General features: G+C 39.3%; 16 protein-coding genes. 5 read left to right on the top strand and 11 right to left on the bottom strand.

The genetic code is table 11. The annotated features are described in order from the left end of the window. Window positions 1-8: 8 nt before the first annotated feature. Window positions 9-1,019, top strand: a complete 1,011-nt coding sequence (gene ansA, locus HYD28_10245; GenBank protein QLE09300.1) for an asparaginase — start codon at window positions 9-11, stop codon at window positions 1,017-1,019. A 60-nt stretch (window positions 1,020-1,079) separates the two neighbouring features. On the opposite strand, the gene gndA is transcribed toward ansA, so the two are convergent. After that, window positions 1,080-2,453 carry an NADP-dependent phosphogluconate dehydrogenase gene (gene gndA / locus HYD28_10240; protein ID QLE09299.1) on the bottom strand — a complete coding sequence of 458 codons (1,374 nt, stop codon included), beginning with the start codon at window positions 2,451-2,453 and terminating at the stop codon, window positions 1,080-1,082. 423 nt (window positions 2,454-2,876) lie between these two features. Here gndA and pyk point away from each other — a divergent pair, with 423 nt between their 5' ends. Next, window positions 2,877-4,310: a pyruvate kinase gene (gene pyk / locus HYD28_10235; protein ID QLE09298.1), complete on the top strand. Its 1,434-nt coding sequence runs from the start codon at window positions 2,877-2,879 to the stop codon at window positions 4,308-4,310. Window positions 4,311-4,373: 63 nt separating this feature from the next. Here the strand turns inward: pyk and HYD28_10230 are convergent, their stop codons facing one another. The 10 genes from HYD28_10230 to thrS form a co-directional block, all read right to left on the bottom strand. Continuing rightward, the gene (locus HYD28_10230) at window positions 4,374-5,198 is read right to left on the bottom strand and encodes a response regulator transcription factor (GenBank protein QLE09297.1); all 825 of its coding nucleotides are present in this window, start codon (window positions 5,196-5,198) and stop codon (window positions 4,374-4,376) included. Beyond that, window positions 5,195-6,268 carry a histidine kinase gene (locus HYD28_10225; protein QLE09296.1) on the bottom strand — a complete coding sequence of 358 codons (1,074 nt, stop codon included), beginning with the start codon at window positions 6,266-6,268 and terminating at the stop codon, window positions 5,195-5,197. The genes HYD28_10230 and HYD28_10225 overlap by 4 nt, the downstream gene beginning before the upstream one ends. Before the next feature lie 155 nt (window positions 6,269-6,423). Next, window positions 6,424-7,980, bottom strand: a complete 1,557-nt coding sequence (locus HYD28_10220) for a SulP family inorganic anion transporter (GenBank protein QLE09295.1) — start codon at window positions 7,978-7,980, stop codon at window positions 6,424-6,426. 144 nt (window positions 7,981-8,124) lie between these two features. After that, the gene (locus tag HYD28_10215) at window positions 8,125-8,583 is read right to left on the bottom strand and encodes an Lrp/AsnC family transcriptional regulator (GenBank protein ID QLE09294.1); all 459 of its coding nucleotides are present in this window, start codon (window positions 8,581-8,583) and stop codon (window positions 8,125-8,127) included. A 146-nt stretch (window positions 8,584-8,729) separates the two neighbouring features. Next, complete coding sequence (locus tag HYD28_10210; GenBank protein QLE09293.1) at window positions 8,730-9,371, bottom strand: MBL fold metallo-hydrolase; 642 nt, start codon at window positions 9,369-9,371, stop codon at window positions 8,730-8,732. 1 nt (window position 9,372) lies between these two features. Further along, the gene (locus HYD28_10205; GenBank protein QLE09292.1) at window positions 9,373-11,169 is read right to left on the bottom strand and encodes a peptidase M14; all 1,797 of its coding nucleotides are present in this window, start codon (window positions 11,167-11,169) and stop codon (window positions 9,373-9,375) included. A gap of 359 nt (window positions 11,170-11,528) precedes the next feature. Beyond that, window positions 11,529-11,888, bottom strand: coding sequence for a 50S ribosomal protein L20 (gene rplT, locus HYD28_10200; protein QLE09291.1), 360 nt, complete (start codon window positions 11,886-11,888; stop codon window positions 11,529-11,531). A gap of 15 nt (window positions 11,889-11,903) precedes the next feature. Continuing rightward, window positions 11,904-12,104: a 50S ribosomal protein L35 gene (gene rpmI / locus HYD28_10195; GenBank protein QLE09290.1), complete on the bottom strand. Its 201-nt coding sequence runs from the start codon at window positions 12,102-12,104 to the stop codon at window positions 11,904-11,906. Between the two features lie 206 nt (window positions 12,105-12,310). Then, a complete protein-coding gene (gene infC / locus HYD28_10190; GenBank protein ID QLE09289.1) occupies window positions 12,311-12,874 on the bottom strand; it encodes a translation initiation factor IF-3 in 564 nt (187 codons plus the stop codon). A gap of 57 nt (window positions 12,875-12,931) precedes the next feature. Beyond that, window positions 12,932-14,842: a threonine--tRNA ligase gene (thrS, locus tag HYD28_10185; GenBank protein QLE09288.1), complete on the bottom strand. Its 1,911-nt coding sequence runs from the start codon at window positions 14,840-14,842 to the stop codon at window positions 12,932-12,934. A gap of 249 nt (window positions 14,843-15,091) precedes the next feature. On the opposite strand from thrS, the gene HYD28_10180 reads away from it, so the two are divergent. The 3 genes from HYD28_10180 (at window position 15,092) to HYD28_10170 (ending at window position 18,554) form a co-directional block, all read left to right on the top strand. Further along, window positions 15,092-16,105 (top strand): endonuclease/exonuclease/phosphatase family protein, encoded by a 1,014-nt coding sequence (locus HYD28_10180; protein QLE09287.1) that lies wholly within the window; start codon window positions 15,092-15,094, stop codon window positions 16,103-16,105. Between the two features lie 64 nt (window positions 16,106-16,169). Further along, on the top strand, window positions 16,170-16,616 hold the full coding sequence (locus HYD28_10175) for a DUF3010 family protein (GenBank protein QLE10530.1): 447 nt from the start codon (window positions 16,170-16,172) through the stop codon (window positions 16,614-16,616). 222 nt (window positions 16,617-16,838) lie between these two features. Further along, window positions 16,839-18,554, top strand: a complete 1,716-nt coding sequence (locus HYD28_10170) for an AMP-binding protein (protein QLE09286.1) — start codon at window positions 16,839-16,841, stop codon at window positions 18,552-18,554. The last annotated feature ends 180 nt before the right edge of the window (window positions 18,555-18,734 follow it).

Here is an 18,734-nt window from a genome sequence, read left to right as displayed (position 1 = left end):
CTTTTTTTATGAAACGTAAACGTATATATATCGCCTATACAGGTGGTACTATTGGTATGAAAAAATCGAGCCGAGGCTATGTTCCGGCAGAAGGTTTTTTAACAGAAACAGTGGTCAATAATGCAGAGTTTAATCGTGATGAAATGCCTTTGTTTGATATTCACGAATATTGCCCGCTTATTGATTCTTCTGATATGTCCCCTGCCCACTGGCAATTAATCGCTGACGATATCAAAAGTAAATACCAAGACTATGATGGTTTTGTAGTGCTACATGGTACCGATACCATGGCATACACAGCTTCGGCCCTGTCTTTTATGTTCGAAAACTTAACGAAACCTGTAATTGTGACTGGCTCGCAAATACCGCTCTCTCAACTGCGTTCTGATGGCCAAGTGAACTTACTAAATGCGATGTACTTAGCAGCTAATTACCCTATTGCAGAAGTAAGCCTATTTTTCAATAACCAATTGTTTCGTGGTAACCGTGCTACAAAAGCGCATGCCGATGGCTTTGATGCATTTGCTTCACCTAATCTTGAACCACTAGCACTTTCAGGAATCAATATTCAACTGATCAAAGGTCAACTTAGCCCATACGTAGATAATGAACTACAGGTATCAAATATCACACCTCAGCCAATTGGTGTGCTTTATCTATATCCCGGGATCAGTCCAAAAGTCGTGAAAAGTTTAGTTAATGACGACATTAAAGCACTTGTTTTATTAAGTTTTGGTGTGGGCAATGCCCCACAAGATCCAGCGTTTTTAGATATACTTAATGACGCAAGTAAACGCGGTATGGTAATAGTTAATTTAACACAGTGTTTAAAAGGCCAAGTAAATATGGGTGGTTATGCAACAGGTAATGCATTATTAAATTGTGGTGTCATCAGTGGCTACGATATGACATTAGAAGCCTGTTTGACTAAATTACATTACTTATTCAGCCAAAAGCTCGAGGTTGAAACTATTCGTCACTTGATGCAAGACAACTTACGTGGTGAGTTAAGCCGTTAAAATAAAATCATCAAATACAAAAAAGGCACCAATTGGTGCCTTTTTTACGCTTTTTGATAATTAACGAACTTTTTCGTCAATCTCAACTAAGTCTGTTAAATGGCATATCTCACCACTATGCGTTTTAATACCATGTTCGCCAAAATAGTCACGTTGTGCTTGTACAAGATGACCATTACTTGGTGTAGTTAACGTCGCGATGTAAGTTTGCGTTGCTGTTAACACAGGGAAAGCAAGACCCGAAGCAACTGCAGCACCTGTTACTTTTCGTAATGCTGCTGATTCACGCTGCATAGAATCGATAAACTCTACACCATCAGCTACATTATCTAAGTAATCAGCACGGATGATACAACCTGCACGCCATGTTTGTAGCGTTTTCGAAAGGTCAACTTTCCATTGATGAGCACGTGATGCACCTTTGATAAGTGCTAAGCCTTGACGATAAGCAAGTAAACTTGCCAGTGTGAATGCATCTTTTAACTCATCCAAATCTAAGTCAACTGAGTCAGTTGATTTAGCAGCGTAAGTCATTTCTTTAGCTGCATGTGTATCACAAGTATTTGTTAAGTGACGAGCTTGCACAGCTGCGACTAATGATGGTACTGCAATACCCAGTTCTAAAGCATTTTGTGCAGTCCATAGGCCTGTGCCTTTAGCGCCAACCTTATTGTCGATTAAATCAACTAGAGGTTCACCTTCAGTTGTTTCAAGGCTTAAGATATGGCTAGAGATTGACAGCAAGTAGCTATTTAAAGTTCCCTCTGACCATTCATTGAAAATATCAGCAACTTCTTTTGGTGAACGATTAGTACCTAAGCGAAGTAGTTGATACATTTCAGCGATTAATTGCATTAACGCATATTCGATACCGTTATGTACCATTTTCACAAAGTGGCCACTTGCAGATTGGCCTACTCGCGCAAAGCATGACTCACCTTTGTAGCTTGCAGCTACTTTTTCAAACCACGGCTCAACACGCTCCCAGCCGCCTTCTGAACCACTTGCCATCATAGCTGGACCATGACGTGCGCCCTCAGCACCACCAGAAATCCCCATAGTGGCAAATTCAAATTTGTTTTGATATTTAAGCTTACGGCTAATACCATCTTTATAGTTACTGTTGCCGCAATCTACGATAATGTCATCACAGTCAACACCTGCCTCTGCAAGCTCTGTACATACTTTATCAACCAATTCACCAGCAGGAACTAAAAGTAGAATTGAACGAGGTGGCTCTAAGCGTCTTACCATATCATTTAAATCTGACACAATGTGTAAACGGTCTGCTAAACCGAGTGTTTTTGCACAGCTTAGTAACTCGGCACCCGCATCTGGGTTTTTATCATAAGCTACTAAAGTCAGCCCTTTTTCAATCAGGTTGAGGGCAAGATTTTTACCCATAACGCCTAACCCTACTAATGCAACTTGCATTTAGTGTCCTCCTCGGTAACAACTATTGGTTAGTTAATCAAAATAATTACGCGCGCATTATACCCAAGCAGCCCAAAAATGCGAGCTTGAGAGCCAACTTGAGAGAAATCTAAGAAATCATGAAGCGACGTTTCGCTCAGTATATCAAAATTACTAAGGCATCGGACCAGATTTTTATAATACCCTTTAAAAAGGTATGTGTATTGACGCTACCTGACACCGGTGTCATAATAACGTCATTCATACTTTGTAAACTTTAAAATTCATACAAAGAGCCAGATTCTCATAAGTAAAAACAATCATTTTTTACTTATGAGTTCTACATTGTGCTTATGTATAAGCCTATAATTAAGGTTTATAGCACGACATTTTAATAGATAACCATCAATTCGCTTAATATATTTGAGCGCACAGGAGAATTTGATGCTAAGACGCACAAAAATTGTTGCGACCCTTGGACCGGCAACTGATCGCGATAACAACCTAGAAAAAATTATTCGTGCAGGTGCAAATGTGGTTCGTTTGAACTTCTCACATGGCGTTGCACAAGATCATAAAGACCGCGCAGAAGCGGTACGCAGCATTGCTAAGCGTTTAGGCAAACACGTTGCTATCCTTGCTGACTTACAAGGCCCTAAGATTCGTGTATCTACGTTTAAAGACGGCAAAGTAAACCTAGAAGTTGGCGCAAAATTTACCCTTGATGCAAAAATGGAAAAGGGCCAAGGCGACGTTAATGCAGTAGGTATCGACTATAAAGAGTTACCTAACGATGTTAAAACAGGCGATTTATTGTTATTAAACGACGGTTTAATTCAATTAACTGTTGATAGCGTTGATGGTGACCTAGTTCACACGACTGTTACTGTAGGTGGCGTACTTTCAAACAATAAAGGTATCAACCGTCTAGGTGGTGGTTTAACAGCCCCAGCTTTTACCGAGAAAGACAAAGAAGATTTAATCACAGCGACTGAAATTGGTGTTGATTATATTGCTGTTTCATTTCCGCGTAGTGGCGATGATATGCGTTATGTTCGCTCTTTGGCAGAAGCTGCAGGCTCAAACGCACAACTACTTGCAAAAATCGAGCGTGCAGAAGCGGTTGAAACCGTTGAAGCAATCGACGATATCGTACTTGCTTCAGACGCAGTTATGGTTGCTCGTGGTGATTTAGGTGTAGAAATTGGTGATGCAGCCCTTGTTGGTAAACAAAAGCTAATTATTAGCCGTGCGCGTTCACTAAACCGTACTGTGGTTACAGCAACTCAAATGATGGAATCAATGATCGATAACCCAATGCCAACACGTGCTGAGGTTATGGATGTTGCAAACGCAGTTTTAGATGGCACTGATGCAGTTATGTTATCTGCAGAAACAGCGGCTGGTGACTACCCTGAAGAAACAGTAGCTACAATGGCTCGTGTTTGTTTAGGCGCAGAATCACAAAAAGAAACTCACGTTTCTAAGCACCGTTTAGACAGCCGTTTTTCATCAAATGCTGAATCAATTGCGTTATCTGCTATGTATGCAGCTAACCACCTAGATTCTGTAAAAGCGATTGTGACACTAACTGAATCAGGTAGCACAGCTAAACTAATGTCGCGTATTAGCTCTGGTTTACCAATTTATTCACTATCACGTCATGCTAACACACTTGGTCAGACAGCGCTTTACCGTGGTGTTTACCCTGTATTCTTCGATTCAACAAAATGTGAAGATGACAGTATGGTTCGTGACGCACTAAATACGCTTGTTGAGCAAGGTGCTCTTGTAGCAGGTGATACTGTGATTTTAACTCACGGTGATGCGATGGAAACAATTGGTGCTACCAACACAATGAAGATTGTAACAGTTTAAACTTTTTAATGTTCATTAAAAAAGGCGCAATAGATTGCGCCTTTTTTGTTTGTATTTAATTAGTTAACTAGCAAGTGCTGCTTTAACTTTGTCGCGGTAGCTGCGGCTTACTTTTAATTCTTGACCGTTATCTAACACTAAAAGGTATTCTCCACTTACTTGAGTAACAAGCTTGCTAATTTGCTTTGTATTCACTATTGCACTGCGATGAACACGGACAAATAATTGCGGATCAAGCTCTTGTTCAAGCTCTTTCATTGTTTTGCGCAGTATGTGAGTTTGTCCATCTTGGCAATGTAAGCACATATAATCGCCTGCTGCATCAACCCATTGAATTGTAATTACTGGCACACGGACAATTTCGCCCTGCTCTTTTACAGCTAATGATTCTGGATAACGACGATCAGCAAGGCTATCGCCCGTTGCTAACTTCTTTAGAATTTCTTCGCAATTATTGCCTGTAATACCTGCAACAAAGCTCGCTAGTTTTTTCTTATGGGCGTTATCTTGTTGCGTTTTTAAATAGGTATGCACTTTTTCTACCGCCTGTTTTAGTCTGTTGTCATCGACTGGTTTAAGAATATAATCCAACGCATGAATCTCGAATGCTTTTACTGCAAACTGGTCAAAAGCTGTTACAAACACAATAGCTGGTAATGGATTTACGCTCTCGCTAAGTGCTCTTGCTACTTCAAAACCGTTCATATTTGGCATTTGAATATCTAAGAAAACCAATTGAATGTTGCCTGATAAGCATTCTTCAATTGCTTCTTGACCATTGCTACATAAACGAATGACTTCTAAATCGTCAAACTCAGAAAGTCGAACAGCTAGGCCTTTTCTTGCTAACGGTTCATCATCAACGATCAAAGTTCTAATTTTGCTCATTTCTTAACAGCCTTTTCAAACGGAACGCGCAGATTAACTTTTAATCCACTTGGCGTATTGTCAGAGAGAACAAACGAGTAGTTGTTCTCATAAAGTGTTTTTAAGCGGTCCTGTGTATTTGCTATGCCAACGCCATGTGAATTAACTAGTTGACCATTTTTTAGCTCAGTGCCAGGACCATTATCGCCTACTTCCAATAATAGTTCATTTGCAAAAACTTGTGCTTTAATATCAATCACACCGCCTTCATTTAATTGCGCTATCGCATACTTAATCGAGTTTTCGATTATAGGCTGAAGGATTAAGCTTGGTACCAAGGCTTCTTTTGCTTGCTCGCTTACATCAACATTTACTTGTAAGCGCTCATCGAAGCGAACTTTTTCGATTTCAAGGTACAGCATCAATGCATGAATTTCTTGTTCTAACGGCACCTTTTTAATGGGGTCGGTATTAAGTGTATAACGTAAGAAATCACTCAATTTAGACACCATTAAATTCGCATCTTTATTCTCTTTTACCAAAATCAACGTGGAGATTGCATTTAAGGTATTAAATAAAAAATGCGGGTTAAGTTGATAACGCAGCATTTTAAGCTGTGCTTCATGAGCCATAGTGGTTGCTTTTAAAGCTTTTTGACGCTCACTTTGCAATAGCTGATAATACTTAATCCCAAAATACAAACCACTCCAACAAAGAATGATATAAACCGAATCTAAACCTTGCTGAAAGTAATAAAACCACTCATTTGGGCGGTAACCGTGACGGTAGATTTCCCATAAATTGAATTTTTGTACTACAGCCCAAAGTGTCCCAGTAACATATGAAGCACCAAAAACCACGAGCATCAATACCCAAGGTGAAGCATTCCACACTTTACGGTACATATAACGCAAAGGTACTGTCATTAAACAGCCTGCATAGGCGTTTAACACAATAACAAATACGTAAATATCACGCATTTCAAAGACTTTTGAGCCGATATAATTAACTAACGCATACCCTATCCAGCCTGCAATTTGCAAAACCCAGAAAAAGCGTTGTCGATTATCAACTAATGATTGCCAATTCAAAATATAAGATTACCTTTCATAATTATTTTTATTATACCGATAGTCACGAGAACAAAGCACTGCCGCCTATCTTAATTTTTTATAGCCTTACCGCATTATTCAGACATTAAAAAAGCGAAGACCTTGTGAGCCTTCGCTTTTTAAACGCTTTATTTTTAAGCTAATTTATCTGAAGCAACTTTATAGTTTGGATCTTCAATTACATTAACTTCAACTAAGTCACGTGCTTTATGTAATAACTGAATACAGTCTGGGCTTAAGTGACGCAAGTGTAATTGTTTGCCTGCTTTAGCGTATTTATCAGCAAGACTATCAATTGCTTCAATTGCACTGTGATCAGCTACACGGCTGTGTTTGAATTCAATGATCACATCATCAGGGTCATTTTTAACATCAAATAACTCAGCAAAGTTCTTAACCGAGCCAAAGAATAATGGACCATGAAGCTCATACACTTTAGAGCCTTGTTCATCGATGTAGTTACTCGTGTAAATGTGTTTCGCATGCTGCCAGGCAAATACTAAAGCCGATACAATGACACCCACACATACTGCAATTGCAAGGTCTGTTACTACGGTTACACCTGATACAAGTACAATCACAAAGGCATCAGACTTAGGCACACGCTTCATCATTTTGAAGCTTGCCCACTCGAAAGTACCTAAAACAACCATAAACATAACACCAACAAGCGCAGCAAGTGGGATCATTTCAATTAAACTGGCTGCAAAAATGATGAATGCTAGCAGTATTAATGCTGCACTAATGCCAGATAAACGTGAGCGACCACCCGAATTAATATTGATCATAGATTGACCAATCATCGCACAGCCACCCATCGCTCCGAAGAATCCACAAGTAATATTTGCTGCACCTTGACCAATACACTCTTTATTACTGTGGCCACGAGTTTCAGTAATTTCATCAATCAAAGTTAATGTTAATAATGACTCAATTAAACCAATTGCCGCTAAAACTAACGCATAAGGGAAGATAATTTTTAATGTTTCAAGGTTAAATGGCACCATAGGAATATGGAACTCAGGTAAACCTCCGGCAATAGTAGCTTGCTCGTTGCCAGTCATCCCTTTTAAGAAATCAAGAACTGTACGTGCTTCTAAATCAAAGCCAATCACAATCGCGGTCACGGTTACAATCGCAGCTAACGATGAAGGAACTGCAGTGGTTAACTTAGGCAAGAAGTGAATGATAGCCATAGTTAACGCTACTAAACCAAGCATAATATATAGTGCTTGCCCTTCCATCCACTGTTGACCACCCATACCATCGGGTACTTTAAATTGACCTAGTTGGGCTAAGAAAATCACAATAGCAAGACCGTTTACAAAGCCCAGCATTACTGGATGCGGGACCATTCGAATAAACTTTCCAAGCTTAAAAATACCCGCGAGCACTTGCAGTATTCCCATCAATAAGACGGTTGCAAATAAATACTCTACGCCATGATCTAATACTAAACTTACCATTACAACGGCTAGTGCACCGGTAGCACCAGAAATCATACCTGGACGACCACCAAAAATAGCCGTAATTAAGCCAACAATAAATGCGGCATATAAACCAACTAATGGTTCTACATTAGCAACAAAAGCAAACGCAACCGCTTCTGGTACTAACGCCAACGCAACTGTCAGGCCTGATAGAATATCGTTTTTAGCAGAGCTTGGCGCTTTGCTGAGTAAGTTAAACATTAAGATCCTCTTTATAGTGAATGCATTTCGGCAAGGCGCAGAATTCTAGCAAAATCTGCAAAAGTTAACAATTATTAACAACAAAACGGCTAGTGCCTAAAAGCACTAACCGTTTTCGAAAAAATAAAACGTAGTAGAAAAAGACTAAAGAGGTAGAGACGTACTACGCTTAACACAAGTCATTGTTACGTTCGAGTGAACCTCTTGTACAAATTCAAGGTTTAATAAGTTATCACGTACGAACTGCTCGTAACCCTCTATGCCTTTCGAAATAATTCGAAGCATAAAGTCCATAGTACCTGCCATGCTGTAGCACTCAGTTACTTCATCATAGCTCATAATTAAACGCTCAAATTCTGCTAGATTTGTTCTACCGTGGTTAGATAAACGAACATGGGCGTAAACCAACATATCAAAGCCAAGCTTTTTCTCGTCAAGCAAAGCAACTTTACCTTTGATATAGCCATCTTGCTCAAGCTTAGCAATACGACGCCAACATGGAGATTGAGATAAACCAACTTTATCGGCAATTTCTGCCGTAGATAAGCTAGCATCCTGCTGTAATAATGCCAAAATTTGGCGATCTACTTGGTTCAGAGACATTTTATTTCTTTTTCTGTAAAAATACTGGTTAAATTATATAACTGATTTAAAAATCAGTCTGCCTATTTTCTACTATTTATGCAAAAAAATTGCAATTTTATACCAATCCATTTAATAAAGTACTTAGCAAATATTACGAGTTGGCATTAACCAAAACGTCCACTAATAAATGGATTTGTTTTTCGCTCATGCCCTACGGTGGTATTCGGACCGTGGCCTGGCAAAATAGCAACCTCATCTGAGAATGATAAGATCTCAGAATTAATTGATTCGATTAATTGCGCACTATCCCCTTTCGGAAAATCAGTACGACCAACAGAGCCTTGGAAAATCACATCACCCACTATCACTTGTTCTGAACCTTGGTGATAAAAAACAACATGACCAGGCGTATGCCCTGGGCAATGGCGTACTGATAATTCAAGTTCACCCACTGTGATTGTATCACCATGATTTAGCCACTTCGTTGGATAAAATGGCGAAATCGCCGTAAAACCAAACATTTGTGCTTGCATGGGTAAGGCATCAAACCAAAATTTATCATCTAAATGTGGGCCAATGATATCAACACTGAAGTGCTCTGCGAGTTGCTTTGCAGCACCCACATGGTCTAAGTGACCATGTGTTAAATAAATTGCCTCTAATTGACAATTTAAAGCTGCAAGTTCAGCTTGTAGCTTTTCTGCATCACCACCTGGGTCAACTAAAGCTGCTTTATTTGTCTGCTTACAAATAATAATTCGACAGTTTTGGGCAAAACCAGTGACAGGAACAGTTATAACTTTCATGTTATTGTCCTTTTTGTAACTGCTCAAACGTCATTAAAATTGGATATTTTAAATAGCCTTGATCATAAAATGGTGTACGCTCATAAAGCCAATGCAAACGAGCATCTGCATCTTTTGCAAAGTTTTTATCTTCACGAATTTTTTTGTCAAACTCTAAAGCTAGTGCTGGCTTATCTTTTAACATTTGTCGTGCATACGGCATTAAAGCGTAATTTTCCACATACTCGGTACGCTGAAAAATAGTATTGAACTCACCCCACGCAAAAAATGAATCAGGCGCTTCAGGATGTAACAAGTGCGTTGCCAGTTCAGAATAGGACTGATCCGTTGAGACTTTATACCAGCCTGTTATATCGATATTTTCAACTGTATTGTAATCAAATGTTGCCTCTACGCGAAAACGTCCTTCAAAAGGCGTTTTTGCAAATGAATAATCAGCAACGCTTGCTTGCGTTAATGGTTCAGAAATAGCTTCATTCAGTGTCGTTACGTCGATACCATGAAGTTTAAGCTTTGCAACCAATTGACTGTATGCAGGCGGAATATAAAACGCTGTAGGAACATTAACGGTCTTTTTAACGTCTTTTTGCCAAAAAATTGGTAGTGCGTCATAGTTTTTAGCTTCACCTAAATATTTAACTTCAGGCTGCCCTGACAATGCACTTTCTGTTCTTGAATAAGCGATACCTTTAAATTCGATAGTATCTGGCTCTTTCGCATAACCACGCTCAACGACTAATTGCGTTGGCTTAAAATCTAGCTCTTTTTTAACAGCTTCATTAAGCGCTTTATCGTTTGCTGCTAAAGCATCAATCGTACCGTCAATAAAAACATAGGTACCTAAAACACGTTGCTTGTAGGGTTTTAATGAATGATTTTCAACTAAGATGGTTGGCAGTGAACGTAAATCCCCCCAGCCATTTGAAAAACGCGGAGTAGCGACCCAACCAGCTAAGCCTTTTTTAAACTCACGCTTATCCATAACGAAAACTAGCGGACCTGGAATATGGCCTGCTTTTTCAAGCTTTGCGTCTATTACTGGTTTAAAAAGGTTATCTAACGCTTCAGAAACGCTTGGTGACTCACTGGAAAAAACGGGGTTGTAACCGTAGGTCACATCATATTGATAATCAGCGCCGTCGGTTACATGGATATCCACATATAAATCGGGTTTAAATTGATTAATAGCTTTCATCACGCCACGTACTTCTGGCGTATCAAGCTTTGTGTAATCTCGATTCAAGTTTAAATTTAGAGCATTTGTCCGAAAACCCATTTCTATAGGACCACGCTGATTTATACGGTTATATTTGCTTCTACGTTCATGACCGTCAACGTTTAAAATAGGGATAAACAGAATATTTACTTTGCTCAAAATATCGCGGCGTTTACCTGTCGCAATATCGCGTAAAAGCATAAACATGGCATCTTTGCCATCAATTTCACCGCTGTGAATACCTGCTTGAATCAAAATGGTTGGTTTTGTATCTGCTACGAGTTGTTTCGCATCAAATAAGCCTTGCTCATTCGCCACTAACATCTTGACCGCACGGTTAGAGCTACTCTTTGCAATAGTCGTGACTTTGAACTGTGTTGGATTTGCCGCAACAAGGCGATCAACAAATGCCATAGTGTCAGCATAATTTGGTGATAAAGTGCCTTCACTTAATTCAAAATCTGTGGTCAATGGCCCTTTTTCTTGCATCAAAGACACACTGTCACCTTGCCATGGTAACAATGGGGGTAAGTGGCTGTCTAAAGTTACTGCAGCAGATAAAAACACTAAACTCGCAAACATATCACTCTCAAGTGCGGTACTTATTCTTTGTGGAAATTATAACAACTAATCTGAAGGGATTGCGTAAACTGCGGTGATTCAACAAAAAAATGGAGCAAACGACATACGCTATGCAGAATCGATGTTACTTATGAATATTATTTAATACCAACCCGCAATAATACTTAATCATTTTGAGGGATTAAACCTGTCGCTAACTGCGTTAAAAATTTCTCATTTAGAACAACTAAATAACGAAATTTTCGCCTTGTTATCAACGAGGTTTTATTGCCTCAAAATAGACTACTTAATTAAGCGGATTGGAATAAGATCAAAAAAAGGAGCACTAGGCTCCTTTTTAAACTTTATGAAAAGCGAAATTAAGCCGCTAGGCCTTCTTTTGCTTTTGCAACAAGCGCTGCGAATGCAACTTGGTCATAAACAGCGATATCTGCAAGAATCTTACGATCGATTTCTACAGAAGTCTTTTTAAGACCATTGATAAAACGGCTGTATGAAAGACCGTTTTGACGAGCAGCTGCATTGATACGTGCAATCCAAAGTTGACGGAAAGTACGTTTCTTAGCACGACGGTCACGGTAAGCGTATTGACCCGCTTTAGTAACTGCCTGGAAAGCTACGCGGTAAACACGTGAACGTGCTCCGTAGTAACCTTTAGCTTGCTTTAAAACTTTTTTGTGACGTGCACGTGCGATAACACCGCGTTTAACTCTTGCCATTTCTGAAGACTCCTATTAAGCGAATGGTAACATACGTGAAACTAGACCATGGTCATTCTTATGAACCATCATCTTAGGACGTAAGTGTAATTTACGCTTAGAAGTTTTCTTAGTCAGAATGTGACGAAGATGCGCTTGTTTACGCTTGAAACCGCCAGAAGCAGTTTTCTTGAAACGCTTAGCAGCGCCTCTGTGAGTTTTTAGCTTATAAGCCATTGCAATAACTCCAAATGTATTGCTTAAACATTAGCAAGCAGGCGAGAGATATAAAATAGCTCTTCTTTAAAGGCCTAACTTACTGCCATAGTCCGGTGAAGGTTCACTACAAAAGCAGTGCAACCTTACTTAAACCGGTTATTTCAGGTGAACAGAAAACTGTTACTTGCAGACCTGAAATAAAATCGGTGCGTAATATACCGCGTTTATTGCTTTTTAGCAACAGGCGCCATCATCATAACCATCTGGCGACCTTCAACACGATTTGGGAAAGACTCTACTTGTGCAACATCTTCCAAATCAGCTTTAACACGGTTTAATAATTCAATACCAATTTCTTGGTGAGCCATTTCACGACCACGGAAACGGATAGTAATTTTAGCTTTGTCACCCGCTTCTAAGAACTTGCGTAAGTTGCGAAGCTTAACCTGGTAATCACCTTCATCCGTACCCGGACGGAATTTGATTTCTTTAACCTGGATCTGCTTTTGCTTTTTCTTTTGTTCTTTTAGTTCTTTGCTTTTTTCAAAGATGAACTTACCGTAGTCCATAACCTTACAAACAGGTGGCTCAGCATTAGGACTGATTTCTACAAGATCTACACCCGCATCATCAGCCATAGCTTGTGCTTCTTTTAATGACACGATGCCAGCTTGTTCACCGTCAATGCCAATTAAACGAACTTCTTTAGCTGTAATATCTTCGTTGATACGATTTTTTTGAGCTGTTTGTTGCCCTTTCTTGCCGCCTCTAATGGTACGATCCTCCAAGAATATAAAATAAAAAGCGTGTAGTTGGCTGTTTGTTATGCCCTACACGCTCATGATTTATTGTCGATTTTTAATTTCTTCGCTTACTTTAGCGATAAAATCATCAACACTAAATTTGCCTAGGTCTTCACCTGTGCGAGTACGTACTGCCACCTCTTGCTGTTCAACTTCTTTATCGCCAACAACAAGTAAGTAAGGAATACGCTTTAACGTATGTTCACGGATTTTAAAGCCAATCTTCTCATTTCTCAAGTCAGCAGCGGCTCTAATTCCAAGTTTATTTAATTTTTGTACAATTTCTTGCACATAATCAGCTTGTTTATCCGTGATATTCATGATCACTACTTGCTTAGGAGCAAGCCATGTTGGGAACAATCCAGCATATTCTTCAGTTAAAATACCGATGAAACGCTCAATTGAACCTAAAATAGCACGGTGGATCATTACAGGTGTACGACGTTCATTGTTTTCTGCAACATAAGTTGCACCTAAACGACCCGGTAATGCAAAGTCTAGCTGCACTGTACCACATTGCCAAGCACGATCTAAACAGTCATAAAGTGTAAATTCAATCTTAGGACCGTAGAATGCACCTTCACCTGGTAGGTAATCAAACTCAATGTCGTTTACTTTAAGTGCTTCAGCAAGCGCAAGCTCTGCTTTATCCCACATTTCGTCTTCACCGATACGCTTTTCTGGACGAGTAGAAAGTTTTACAACAATCTTCTCAAAGCCAAACGTTTCGTATGTGTCATAAACCATTTTAATACATGCAGAAACTTCATCCATGATTTGCTCTTCTGTACAGAAGATATGCGCATCATCTTGTGTAAACCCTCGCACACGCATTAAGCCGTGAAGTGCTCCTGATGGTTCGTTACGGTGACAACAACCAAACTCAGCCATACGTAATGGTAAATCACGGTATGATTTTAAACCTTGATTAAAGATTTGTACGTGACCTGGGCAGTTCATAGGTTTGATTGCATACTCACGCTTTTCAGATTCAGTTGTGAACATCGCATCTGCGTATTTGTCCCAATGACCTGATTTTTCCCATAAACCACGGTCCATCATTAACGGGCCTTTTACTTCTTCGTAATCGTACTCACGTAGCTTTTCACGAACGAAGTCTTCTAGTTCACGGTAAATACTCCAGCCATCATTGTGCCAAAACACCATACCTGGAGCTTCTTCTTGCCAGTGCCATAAATCAAGTGCTTTACCAATACGACGGTGGTCACGCTTTTCAGCTTCTTCTAAGCGTTTTAAATATGCTTTAAGTTGCTTTTTATCTGCCCATGCTGTGCCGTAGATACGTTGGAGCATTTTGTTTTCTGAATCACCACGCCAATAAGCACCTGCCACTTTCATAATTTTAAAGTGTTGGCAGAATTTCATATTTGGTACGTGTGGACCACGACACATGTCGATGTATTCTTCGTGATGGTATAAACCCGGACGGTCATCTTTTGCGATGTTCTCGTCTAAGATTTCCATCTTATATGTTTCACCACGCGCTTCAAAAGTATCGCGTGCTTCTTGCCAGCTTACGGTCTTTTTAACAACGTCGTAGTTTGTTTTTGCAAGCTCAAGCATACGCTTTTCGATAGCATCTAAATCATCTTGGCTTAAAGAATGTTCCATATCGATATCGTAATAAAAACCATTATCGATGGTCGGACCGATTGCCATTTTTGCTTCAGGGAAAAGCTGCTTAACCGCATGACCAATAAGGTGCGCACACGAGTGACGGATGATCTCTAAACCATCATCATCTTTTGCTGTGATAATTTCTAATCGCGCATCGTCGGTGATTAAGTCACATGCATCAACACGGCTACCATTAACTCGACCGGCAATGGTTGCTTTGGCAAGTCCGGGACCGATATCGCTTGCTACGTCATATGTGCTTACTGGGTTTTCAAAACTACGCTGACTGCCGTCAGGGAGGGTAATAACTGGCATTATACATCCTTAATACAGTGGTGATGCCTACAATGCATCACATGTAATATTTTAAAATTAATTTTAAGTAACTCTGCAACGCTTTTACGAATAAGCATTGCTAATTAAGCTCGTATTTACTGAGTCTTCGCAAATACAAGCGACCATTGTCGCCGCTCACGTACTCAAATACAAGTAATTAGAAGACTAAATTGACAATTAGTTAACTCATTTCATACTTAATGAGTTAATACTTTTAAGGTAATCAAGATGTCAAACTCGCGTTCTTTCAAGTTTGCAACGTTTAACTTATTAAATTATACCGCGCCCCCCTACTCGTTTTATCAATTGCATGAGCGGTATAACAAAACTCAGTGGCAACAAAAACAATTGTTTGTTGCTAATTTTTTGAGTGAATCAAGCCCGGATGTGGTGGCATTTCAAGAAGTGTTTAGTCAACATGCCTTAGAAGTTCAATGTAAAGAAGCTGGCTATGACTACTTTAAAACAGTCGATAACCCATCTCATGATGCGTTGTACCCGCAAGTATTGTTCAACCCTGTGGTTGCAATTGCAAGTAAATACCCATTTAAATCAGTTGAGGCACTAGCACCTTGCCCCGAATTACTTGAGTATTTAAATAATCAAAACGAGTTCAAATTTAATCGCACACCTATTAAGTGTTTAATTGACCTTCCTGAATTTGGTGAAGTTTGCTTTTATGTGGTTCATTTTAAATCACAACGAGTGCAGTCAATGGCGCACATACTTAATATACATAACCTTGAAGATCCACTTTTGCAGTTGCTACACCAGACAGTTGGCACCATGCAATCACAAATTTCACGATCACTAGAAGCATCGATTGTTTATTATGACGCCCTTAAAACCCAGCGAGAAAAACAGTGTGCAACATTAGTTATGGGTGATTTTAATGATGTACTTACCAGTCCGACATTGTCATTTATGACTCAAGGTTTTCACCCAACTCGTTGTGAACCCTGCATAGAACATAACGAACCCGTTGTTGGTTTAACAGACAGCTTTGAGTTTAGCCGCTGTTTTAATGAGAATAAATCAAAACCCTTCAGCCATTATTACCAAGGGAAAGGTAATGTGCTTGATTACATTCTCGCCTCAGCGCATTTTAACCCTGAGTGCCAAGTTTCTAAGGTTAAAACGCTCGACTATGAAAGTTATGACAAACATATTTCACCGACACAATTAATCGAAGATATCAGTGTCAGTGACCACAGTATTATTGCTATAAAAATTCATTTTTAAAGCAACTGTTTTTCATAACGTTACTTGCTATAATTGCGCAAATTAAGTTATTTAGAGAATGACCATGAGAACATGCGGTGTAGAAATCACAGGTAGTGACGTACTACTTTGTATTTTAACCAAAGACAATGATGTATTTGATATCCGTGACATCAGACAAACACGCTTTACTTTAGCAAATGGTAATGACACTGAGGTTATGCGTAAGTTTCAGTTTGATTTTAGAAAGCTAATGCAAGATTATCAAATTGACTCTGTTGCGATTAAAGAGCGTCAGCCAAAAGGTAAGTTCGCCGGAAGCGCGAAAGGCTTTAAAATGGAAACAGCTATTCAGCTGATTGACGAATTGGATGTACAGATTTTTTCTGCAACGACAATTAAAGAGCAGCTAAAACGTAACCCCTTACCTATCGATTTCGAAGATACAGGCCTTAAGAAGTTCCAGGAAAATGCCTTTATCAGTGCCTATGTATACCTAATGCGTAAGACATATAAGCAAGACGAACAATAACCTAACAATAAAACGTGCTTCGGCACGTTTTTTATACCCACGATTCCATTTACTTTTCTGTAATCTCAAAATCCCTCTGTACATTAGTCTTATATAGCTTTTATTTGTCGACAATCTATGTTTAGTTAATTAGGTACGCATGTTTTGAAAATCACCCACAATGTTTTTCAATTCTTTTGCATCAAGTCCACGACAACAAATTAACCGGACACGGAGATAACAATGCAGACAAAGAACACACAAAGTAATGCGCTTCCACTTTCTCATAGTTATTATAAAGGTTGCACAGACAGTCCTTTGATAGATAAAACAATCGGGCAGTATCTTGATGATATTGTCGACAATTACCCAGAACACCCCGCTATAGTGGTTCATCATCAACAGATCCGTTTAACTTATAAACAATATCAACATCAGATTAATCAGCTTGCCATGGGGTTGTTAGCTATCGGTGTTAAACCTGGTGACCGTGTAGGCATTTGGTCACCTAATAATATTGAATGGTGCTTAACCCAATTTGCCACAGCCAAGATTGGGGCAATAATGGTATGCATTAACCCTGCATACCGACCAAACGAGTTAAAATACGCTCTGAACAGTGTTGAATGTTCAACACTTATCACAGCAAGTGAGTTTAAAGCGAGTAATTATATTAGCATGCTCAATGCACTAGCGCCTGAGCTTAGTAATTCAGAACCTGGTGAATTAAATTTAAGCGCTCTACCACATTTAAAAAACATAATTCGAATTGGTAACGAGCCAGCACTTGGGATGTTTAGTTTTAGCGATATTATGCAACGCGCTACAGATGCCCATAAGCTAGAGCTTGATGCAATTGCTGCCACTTTGCATTGTGACCAAGATATCAATATTCAATTTACTTCTGGTACCACAGGTAATCCAAAAGGAGCTACTTTATCGCATAAAAACATCTTGAATAATGGTTTTTTAATGGCACAAGCGATGAAACTTACTCATATGGATAAACTTTGTATACCTGTGCCCCTTTATCATTGCTTTGGTATGGTGCTTGGTAATTTAGTATGTATAAGTAAAGGTGCCACTGCGGTTTTTCCTGGTGATTCATTTGATCCTAAAACAACCCTTGAAGTGGTTGAAAAAGAACGTTGCACTGGTTTACATGGTGTACCGACCATGTTTATTGCCGAGTTAGAACTCAAAGAATTCGCAAACTACGATTTATCTAGCCTACGTACAGGTGTTATGGCCGGTTCTACGTGTCCTGAACAAGTAATGCGTAAAGTTCATACTTTGATGCATATGACAGAAGTGGTAATTGGCTATGGTCAAACTGAATGTAGCCCTATCAATAATGTTACAGAAACCGATTCACCGCTAGAAAAACAAGTGACCACGGTAGGCCGTGCATTAGCACATACTGAAGTTAAAATCATCGACGAATCAGGCGACGTACAAAAAGTAGGTATACCCGGTGAAGTATGTAGCCGTGGCGCAGGCATTATGCGTTGTTATTGGAACGACGAAGAAAAAACTAACGCAACTATCGATAAAGAAGGCTGGTTACATTCTGGTGATCTAGGTGTAATGGATAAAGATGGATTTGTTGCAATAGTTGGTCGTATCAAAGACATGATTATCCGCGGTGGCGAAAACATATACCCAAGAGAAATTGAAGAGGTTCTGTATACCTACCCCGGCATTCAAGATGCAGCAATTTTTGGTATTAGCGATGAAAAATATGGTGAAGAAGTCTGCGCTTGGATACAACCCAAAGATGATGCAGTGCTTGATGAAAATGCCATTCGCGAATTTTTAAAAGACAAACTTGCCTATTTCAAAGTACCAAAATACATTCGCTTTGTTGAAGAATACCCAATGACAGTGACTGGTAAACTACAAAAATTCAAAATGCGCGAACAAATGCAAGAACTCCTCAGCGAAAAAGCTTTTTCGTAATCATTTGCTTGCAAAATACAACCTAATTTCAACCAAGCTCAGCAACGCCTGAGCTTTTTAAATTTATTATGACTCCTATTTATTAGGACTCCCATGTTATGAAAAGATATTTAGACACCCATTTTAATTCTAAAGAGGAAACTCAACTCTATTTCTAAAGAATAAATTTAAAAAAGACAC

Origin of the sequence: Pseudoalteromonas shioyasakiensis, from assembly GCA_013391845.1 — a bacterium.
Taxonomy (GTDB): Bacteria; Pseudomonadota; Gammaproteobacteria; order Enterobacterales; family Alteromonadaceae; genus Pseudoalteromonas; species Pseudoalteromonas apostichopi.
The sequence above is the reverse complement of the archived record's forward strand: the minus strand, read 5'-3'. Positions and strand labels throughout refer to the sequence as shown.

Excerpts from the sequence above, each read along its gene's own strand:
- HYD28_10220 (QLE09295.1), bottom strand. The coding sequence starts at position 7,980 with ATGTTTAACTTACTCAGCAAAGCGCCAAGCTCTGCTAAAAACGATATT.
- HYD28_10180 (QLE09287.1), top strand. The coding sequence starts at position 15,092 with ATGTCAAACTCGCGTTCTTTCAAGTTTGCAACGTTTAACTTATTAAAT.
- rplT (QLE09291.1), bottom strand. The coding sequence starts at position 11,888 with ATGGCAAGAGTTAAACGCGGTGTTATCGCACGTGCACGTCACAAAAAA.
- rpmI (QLE09290.1), bottom strand. The coding sequence starts at position 12,104 with ATGGCTTATAAGCTAAAAACTCACAGAGGCGCTGCTAAGCGTTTCAAG.
- HYD28_10210 (QLE09293.1), bottom strand. The coding sequence starts at position 9,371 with ATGAAAGTTATAACTGTTCCTGTCACTGGTTTTGCCCAAAACTGTCGA.
- gndA (QLE09299.1), bottom strand. The coding sequence starts at position 2,453 with ATGCAAGTTGCATTAGTAGGGTTAGGCGTTATGGGTAAAAATCTTGCC.
- HYD28_10170 (QLE09286.1), top strand. The coding sequence starts at position 16,839 with ATGCAGACAAAGAACACACAAAGTAATGCGCTTCCACTTTCTCATAGT.
- HYD28_10230 (QLE09297.1), bottom strand. The coding sequence starts at position 5,198 with ATGAGCAAAATTAGAACTTTGATCGTTGATGATGAACCGTTAGCAAGA.
- thrS (QLE09288.1), bottom strand. The coding sequence starts at position 14,842 with ATGCCAGTTATTACCCTCCCTGACGGCAGTCAGCGTAGTTTTGAAAAC.
- pyk (QLE09298.1), top strand. The coding sequence starts at position 2,877 with ATGCTAAGACGCACAAAAATTGTTGCGACCCTTGGACCGGCAACTGAT.
- HYD28_10215 (QLE09294.1), bottom strand. The coding sequence starts at position 8,583 with ATGTCTCTGAACCAAGTAGATCGCCAAATTTTGGCATTATTACAGCAG.
- ansA (QLE09300.1), top strand. The coding sequence starts at position 9 with ATGAAACGTAAACGTATATATATCGCCTATACAGGTGGTACTATTGGT.
- HYD28_10205 (QLE09292.1), bottom strand. The coding sequence starts at position 11,169 with ATGTTTGCGAGTTTAGTGTTTTTATCTGCTGCAGTAACTTTAGACAGC.
- HYD28_10175 (QLE10530.1), top strand. The coding sequence starts at position 16,170 with ATGAGAACATGCGGTGTAGAAATCACAGGTAGTGACGTACTACTTTGT.